Raw genomic sequence first — 7757 nt, forward strand, 5'->3', positions numbered from 1 at the left:
GCGACAAAACTTCACAGTTATTCACGCGGAGAGTCTTATGGAACCCTTTTGGGCTCTCTGTCATTCGCCAACCGTTTGAGCATCAGCCTGATTAAATACAAATTGAGTTTGGCATTAGGATTGGTGAGAGTGGGCCCAAAGTTCTTGACCAAACTGCGATGATTTTATGCGGGTGATACCCCTTACCCTTGCAGAATGGTAATCTTCGGAATATTGACGGGCCCGATTGTGAAAATAATCGAGGTTGTGACTCAACATTTCAATCAAGCCATAGTCATCGGACACCCTGGCTTTTGTGGAATGGATAAAAAACGGCAAGCTGAATAGTATCAACGGCTAGATATGGTTTGATGCCATTGGTGCATTTGTAATCACAAAATCTTTAAGACTCTACCCTCGCAAATTCACGTATTTTTCATCGCTACACGGAGCTATTAGAGGAATTCTAGCCGTTTGTTAATCAATTTTACGCTGTGAGGTAATGAAGGGAGAGCGGGGAGCCAAGAAGAAACCCACAAGACTAGCGAAGAGAATCGGTGTAAAAGTGCTAAATCCTGTCAATTTGGCGAGTAGCAGAGTTGTACTAATTGGAGTTCGAGTAACTGTTGAATTCAGAGCAGCCATTACACAAATCATTGCCAAAGTCTCGTTGGATGCGGGATTAATGATAGCGATTGCCTTTCCTAAACAGGCTCCTATAAAAAACAGTGGGATGATAATACCTCCCCGCCAGCCTCCATTTACAGTCGTACTAATGGCAAACACTTTAGCAATAACTAAAGTTAAGAGAAATCCCAAAGAAAAATTTCCCTCAACAATTTTTTCAATTTGATGTTCACCAAAGAAACGAGTGAGCGGAAATAAAGCTGACAAAACACCAAGTCCTAGCCCAGCTAAAGTAGTACGCACATAGATTGGACTGGGTATCGAATCAAACAAGCGACCTACACTGCGAAATACAGCGATAAAAAGCCACCCCATGATCGCACCTACGATTCCATAAGCAATCGCTGCGGCAAAGTCATAAAGGCTGTCCACATTGTATTGAGGAAAATGCCAGGTAGGACTAATTCCTAGCTGGGTAATTGCTACAAAGATGGTGTAACTTGCACAACTTGCCACGACTGCAGGCAATATTGCTTCAAAATACTCCACAACATTCTGATGATGCAGAATTTCTAAAGCAAAAAAAGTACCACCCAATGGAGCCCCGAACAAAACTGTAAAACCAGATGCCATGCCAGCAATACTCAAAGTTCGTAGTGCCTCTCCGCTCAATTGAAAGCGATCGGCTAACCACGTACCAATTGAACCCGTGACTTGCACCATTGGTGCTTCTGGACCAGCACTGCCTCCACTTGCAATACTGATGAGCGACGACAGAATCATCGAAGGATTCTCGTTCATTGGTAACCGCCCACCATTGAGATGAATATTGTCAATAATCAACCCTATTTCGCCAGGATTTCCCAGCCAATGAATGAGCAAACCGATGAGTAAACCCGCAAGCGGCATGATGATTAGTAGAGAATGTCCACTAAAATATTCAAATCCCAACATTATGTAAGACAAAAATATCCAATAAATTGCACCAAACAAACCACAAATGATTCCTAGCATTGCCCATAGGAATACCGAACGTGTGAGATTTACTGGGTTTCGTTTCATTGCTGATCCCTTATCCATAACTAGGCAGTTAGGAAGTCTTAAAAAACTATTTTGTGTAATTGTATACAACTTCTGTTTCTATTGTCTGCATATTAACCTACCAACCACCACACTTGCTTTGGAGTGTAGATCCGGGCTATGGAATGCGAAGAGAGCAATCGCAGTCTAACAAGGACTGGCAACGGAACTGAGGCATAGGTTATCAGTGGTGTAGCCACCTTGCAACGCCGTTCGCTGAAGCCCTCGCCGTTAGACCGATTCTTCTATTGGTGGTGTCAATAGCTTAAAGAACCATTTGGGCTCTCTGATGACGAGCTAAGATCAGAAATAAATGGCATTGTCGCGCAACTTAACCGACAAAGAGTGATCACTCCGCAGCGCCATTGCTGCCCCACCAGAAGAAGACTAGACCACCTCTGGGAGCAAAACGACAAATTGTGGACGGTATCTTATATCAACTCAAGAGTGTATGAGCGCGAGCGATCGTCCCGCTAGCACTCGGCTATAATTCCGCTCTAACCGGATTTGTATCCGCTCAATAATTCGGGGCGGACTACCCACTCAGGAACGATTTTGCGTCATTTGATGTGCATTGTTGAGCGATTTACCCCGGATTATTGAGCGGATACCCGGATTTGATGTGAGAAAAAACTAAAGTCTTTACTACCAACCTGGATTTAACACGAGAAAGGACTAAAGCCCTTACGACAAACCCGCGCCAATCGATCGACTAAAAGCCTAATTTTTCTAACACGGGCTTAGTTGACACGATATGTCGATCGAGTCCTAGTTTTTTCGGCTCCACACCCAAAGCCAAAGCCACCAATTGCGACAAATGCAACACGGGCAAACCCAACTTGCGCCCTATTACTTTTTCCACCTCCGGCTGTCGCGAATCCAAATTCAAGTGACAAAGCGGACAAGGCGTTACCATACAATCAGCGCCATTGTCAAGAGCATCTTGAATATGTTTGCCTGCCATCTGAAAAGATTGGTTAGTGGCATAACTCGCCAAGGGCCAGCCGCAGCACTGCGTCCGCCCTCGATAGTAAACCGGAGTTGCCCCGATCGCCCGAAACACATTTTCCATCGATTCCGGTTGGTGCGGGTCATCGTAAAGCAGCTTATCCTGAGCTCGCAGCAGATAGCACCCGTAAAAAGACGCGCACTTCAAACCCGAAAGCTTGCGGGTGACTCGCTTCTGCACCTCCTCTAGGCCGTAATCTGCAACGATCGCCCACAACAGATGTTTCACCTCGGTACTGCCTTGATAAGGCGAACAGCCTTGTTTTTCCAGTAAACCGTTGACTTTTTCTATGTAGTTAGGATCGGTTTTCTGGCAATCCTTGAGGCGATCGTCCACATGACCGATTACCCCTTGACAAGTGCTGCAATGCGTCAGCAAAGGCAAATTCAGTTCCTCGGCTAAAGCAATATTGCGGGCGTTGACAGTATCTTCGAGTAACTGCGAATCTTCCTTGAAAGTGCCAGAACCGCAGCAGGAAGCTTTTTTGAGTTCCACCAGTTCAATCCCCAACGCTTGAGTGAGCGCCATTGTAGACAGGTAAAGTTCGCGGGCCGCCCCTTGGGCAACGCAACCGGGAAAATAAGCATATTTCAGATTTTGGGATGGCATAATCGTTTCTGCTGGGGACACAAGGTTCGGGAAAAGAAACTTGAGCGATCGAAGTCGGGAGGCTTCCTGCTTAGTTTTCCCTCTTTATAATTAACCGATCACCGCCTAGCTAAGAGCCAATTGTCAGCTTTTCTCAAGCATTTTGAGTTGATGACTGACGCACCATCGACCAAAAATCCGCTTCCTCAACGTTATCAGGTGGCTAAACGAGATGATTGATTTTGGGCTATTGGGTTTTTTTGCCTGAGTCCTAGAGTTGCTGCGATCGTCCGTGTCCCAATTGTCCCTGGCCCGTGTCACTTAGAAAAGCGGCCAGCCTTTGTCCTGCAGATCCCCCTTTCGGATAAGATTAGATACGCAGCAACCAATGAGGACACGATGTTATGAGCCAAGACGACATTTTTGCTAGAGTCCAGAAAATTGTGAAAGAGCAACTGGAAGTCGAGCTGAGCGAAGTCAAGCCGGAAGCCAACTTTGCTAATGATTTAGGAGCAGATTCCTTAGATACAGTAGAGCTGGTAATGGCCTTGGAAGAAGAGTTTGATATTGAAATTCCCGACGAAGCAGCCGAAGGAATTACTACGGTTCAAGCTTGTGTAGATTACATCAGCAGCCAACTTGCAGCTCCAAAAGCATAAAATACCTGTCTTTTCCCCTAAGAGGAGAGAAGTTATAAAACTGGAAACTCCTCTTTAGTTCTGCGTTCTGGGTGTTTAATTTTTTGAAACTGAAATCATGACAAATTTAGAGCGTAAGCGCGTTGTTATCACGGGTCTAGGCGCGATTACACCGATCGGCAATACCTTGTCCGAATATTGGGACGGGTTGCTTGCCGGGAAGAATGGTATAGGCCCGATCACCTTATTCGACCCGTCGCGGCACGACTGCCGCTTTGCCGCAGAGGTGAAGGGTTACGACCCACACGACTATTTAGAGCGCAAGGAAGCAAAGCGGATGGATCGCTTTGCTCAATTTGGGGTGTCAGCGAGCAAACAAGCTGTTGCTGATGCAAAGTTGGAGATTAATGACCTGAACGCAGAACAGGTGGGTGTCATTCTTGGCACTGGCATTGGTGGCTTAAAGGTTTTGGAAGATCAGCAAGAGATCTATCTGACTCGCGGCCCAGATCGGTGCAGCCCGTTTATGATTCCCATGATGATTGCGAATATGGCCGCGGGCCTGACGGCGATTCAAACGGGTGCTAAGGGGCCAAACTCTTGCACGGTGACGGCCTGCGCTGCCGGGTCAAATGCCGTGGGCGATGCGTTTCGCTTAGTTCAGGCGGGTTACGCCCAAGCCATGATTTGTGGCGGTACAGAAGCTGCGGTGACACCTTTGTGCGTGGCGGGTTTTGCTGCGGCGAGGGCGCTTTCGACTCGCAATGATGACCCGACTCATGCTTGCCGTCCGTTCGATCGCGATCGTGATGGTTTTGTCGTCGGCGAAGGTGCTGGCATTCTAATTCTAGAAGAAATGGAACACGCTCTGGCGCGTGGCGCGAAGATTTACGCAGAAATCGTCGGCTACGGTTTAACTTGCGATGCCTATCACATGACTTCTCCGGTACCGGGGGGAGAGGGTGCGTCGCGGGCAATGGCTTTAGCGCTCAAGGATGGGGGTTTGACGCCGGATATGGTGAGCTATATCAACGCTCACGGCACAAGCACGCTTCCCAACGATTCTACGGAAACGAAAGCGATTAAAAAGACTTTGGGAGACCATGCTTACAAAGTAGCAATTAGTTCTACCAAGTCAATGACCGGCCATCTTTTGGGCGGTTCTGGGGGAATTGAGGCGGTGGCGACGGTAATGTCGATCGCCAATGACAAAATCCCGCCAACAATTAATCTGGAAAATCCCGATCCTGAGTGCGATTTGGACTATGTTCCTCATACAAGTCGCGATCTAAAAGTTGATGTGGCGCTGTCGAATTCTTTTGGATTTGGCGGCCACAACGTCACACTGGCATTCAAGAAGTTTGTTCGGTAACGGCTAATCCAAAATCGAGAGTTAAAAGGTGAAAAATTAATTTTTCACCTTTTAATTTTTAGATAAATTTTAGATTTGGCGATCGGCTATTAGCTGTAGGTGCAAATTTTAAATTATTGTAGGGTAGGCATCTTGCCTACCCTAACTTTCTGAAGTATAACCGGAGCGATCGTATGAATCAACCAATTATTCGATTTTTGACAACAAAGAATTATAAAAATCTGCACTTAGATCCATCTGTAAATTTAAACAACCTTAATATATTTATCGGCTCAAACGGTTCAGGCAAAAGCAATTTCATCAGTTGTTTAAAATTTTTAAAAGATTGCCTAATAGCTATTCCTGACGCAAATCGGGACGTGAGTAGTTTTGAGGATGCTATTTCTAAAATTGGTGGTGGTAGAATTTTAGATGTCAATGTTGAAAGTCCAGCCAAGGTCAGTATAGCTTGTTGTTTTTCGCAAATTAACCACACTGGTAATCTTCAAAAAGACAGCGCAATTCTTGATTTCAAACTTTATACCGATAGACAAAAAGTAAGGGCGAGCATCTCTGAAGAATATCTATATGGCGGAGAAGATTTGCAGGAAACTTCCAGCAGGCAACCTTTCTATTACTATAAATTGCATAACAGAGAATTAGGGCAAGGAGTTTTATCTGTTTACAAGTCTCTCGGTCAAGAGCCAACTCAGTTTGAACCTTTAGATAACATTCCTACCAATTCCTTTGGTTTATTGACAATTCCGACACTGCTTGAAAATAGTCTATTACCACCAGAAACTACACCTATTTACAAAATTAGAAGAGAATTAATTGAATTTATTTCAAAATGGCAATTTTATAATGCCAATAACATGAATTTGAATTCAATTAGAACCGCCGAACCTAAAATAGGTGGAAGTGATATTTACTTATCTGCATCGGGAGATAATCTGCCTTTAGTATTGTACAATTTAAACCAAAAATCTATCAATTTTGAAGATAGCATTAACGAGGCAATGAAGTCCATCCTGCCAAAAACTCGTCGCCTTAGAGCTTTACCTTCTGGTCGCCTATCTCTCACTGTAGAATGGTATTTTGAAGGTATTGATGATGAAGCATTCTACCTAAATGAAATGTCGGATGGAACTGTCAGGATGCTTTGTTGGGCAACTATATTACATTCTCCACTTCTTCCTTCTTTGATAGTCATTGATGAACCTGAATTAGGATTGCACGTCTCGTGGATGCCAATTTTAGCTGAGTGGATTAAAAAAGCTGCCACCAGAACTCAGATAATTATTACCACGCATAGTCCCGACCTTTTAGATCACTTTACCGATCGTTTAGAGAATGTTCTTTGTTTTTATCCCGAAAACAGAACGTATTTCTCAGTCAAATCTCTTTCAAAAGAACTGCTGAAGCCAAAACTTGAAGAGGGATGGCAATTGGGCGACTTATACCGTGTTGGTGATCCAAGTATTGGAGGATGGCCGTGGTAGTGTGGGTTTTCTCTGGTGGCGGTGAGGCTGAGGTTAGAGGATTCTTTCCTTTTTTAGAAAAAACTTTTCCGGGCTGTAGATTTGAACGAAAAACACCAGTTCGCCAAAAACCCGGCCCTAAAGCTAATAGAGCAGGTAGTTATGGAAGAACAGGTCAAAGCTTAATCGAGCAAATAAAGCAAGAATTACCGATCGCCTTAAAAGCGGAAGCAAATAAATGCGACTTGATTTTAGTTTTTGACGATTTGGATTGCCGCGATTCTCAGACACAAAAATCAAAAATATTGGCAGAGTTATCAAAAATACCCGAATGTGCTGACATCGAAAAATTTGTTGGGTTTGCCGCGCCGGAAATCGAAGCTTGGATTATTGCTGATTGGAATAATTCAATAGCTAAACATTCAGATTTTCGTCGAGGCAAAAGACATGAACGGATGCGTTGGTGGCTAAGTACACAAAGAAAAGTTTCTTTTGAGAATCCAGAAGCATTTAGTGAATACGATGCTGAAAAAGATTGCTGTCGAGAAAAAATATCAGAATATTTAATTGAGTCAAGTGTTCAAGATGAACTCGATCGCGATAAAGCACGCTTTTCTAAAGGAAATCATACTCCTTTGCTATTGAGGGAAATCGATCCAAATGAAGTCCAGAAAAAATGTCCCTTATTTCGCGAACTTTATAACTATCTCAATAATTTTTGTCGTTGTCCATAAAGGGTCAGATAAAAATTTATTTAGGTAAACTGTAAGCCAACTTTTGCCAAGCATTAGTAGTGCTAAATTAGATTTTCCCCAAACAAAAAGCGCCCCTATTTCTAGGAGCGCTTTTTGTTAATCTCAAGTTAAAAATTAACCGTTTATAGAAGGAGCAACCAAAGCTACGGGAGTTGTTTCACCAGCAGCCAAATCAAGCGGGAAGTTGTGAGCATTGCGCTCGTGCATTACTTCCATACCCAAGTTAGCGCGGTTGATCACATCAGCCCA

6 protein-coding genes and 1 pseudogene are annotated in these 7757 nt (G+C 44.1%); 4 read left to right on the forward strand and 3 right to left on the reverse strand.

The genetic code is table 11. The features are described 5' to 3' along the window. Positions 1–456 precede the first annotated feature (456 nt). Together QT979_RS19985 and QT979_RS19990 are read right to left on the reverse strand one after the other, a co-directional pair. Positions 457–1668: a chloride channel protein gene (locus QT979_RS19985; RefSeq protein WP_333213712.1), complete on the reverse strand. Its 1212-nt coding sequence runs from the start codon at positions 1666–1668 to the stop codon at positions 457–459. 730 nt (positions 1669–2398) lie between these two features. Then, positions 2399–3304, reverse strand: coding sequence for a CoB--CoM heterodisulfide reductase iron-sulfur subunit B family protein (locus QT979_RS19990; protein ID WP_333213714.1), 906 nt, complete (start codon positions 3302–3304; stop codon positions 2399–2401). Between the two features lie 383 nt (positions 3305–3687). Between QT979_RS19990 and acpP the strand changes: the two genes are divergently transcribed. The 4 genes from acpP (at position 3688) to QT979_RS20010 (ending at position 7487) form a co-directional block, all read left to right on the forward strand. Beyond that, the gene (gene acpP, locus QT979_RS19995; protein WP_333082619.1) at positions 3688–3942 is read left to right on the forward strand and encodes an acyl carrier protein; all 255 of its coding nucleotides are present in this window, start codon (positions 3688–3690) and stop codon (positions 3940–3942) included. A 97-nt stretch (positions 3943–4039) separates the two neighbouring features. Next, on the forward strand, positions 4040–5293 hold the full coding sequence (fabF, locus tag QT979_RS20000) for a beta-ketoacyl-ACP synthase II (protein ID WP_333213717.1): 1254 nt from the start codon (positions 4040–4042) through the stop codon (positions 5291–5293). Positions 5294–5466: 173 nt separating this feature from the next. Next, positions 5467–6774: an AAA family ATPase gene (locus QT979_RS20005; RefSeq protein WP_333213718.1), complete on the forward strand. Its 1308-nt coding sequence runs from the start codon at positions 5467–5469 to the stop codon at positions 6772–6774. Continuing rightward, entirely contained in the window at positions 6762–7487 is a 726-nt protein-coding gene (locus QT979_RS20010) for a DUF4276 family protein (protein ID WP_333213720.1), read from the forward strand. Before QT979_RS20005 ends, QT979_RS20010 begins: the two co-directional genes overlap by 13 nt. A 135-nt stretch (positions 7488–7622) precedes the next feature. Here QT979_RS20010 and QT979_RS20015 read toward each other — a convergent pair. After that, positions 7623–7757, reverse strand: a pseudogene (locus tag QT979_RS20015) (photosystem II q(b) protein); the annotation flags it as partial.

It is taken from the genome of Microcoleus sp. w2-18bC1, assembly GCF_036700365.1.
In the GTDB taxonomy this organism is placed as follows: Bacteria; Cyanobacteriota; Cyanobacteriia; order Cyanobacteriales; family Microcoleaceae; genus Microcoleus.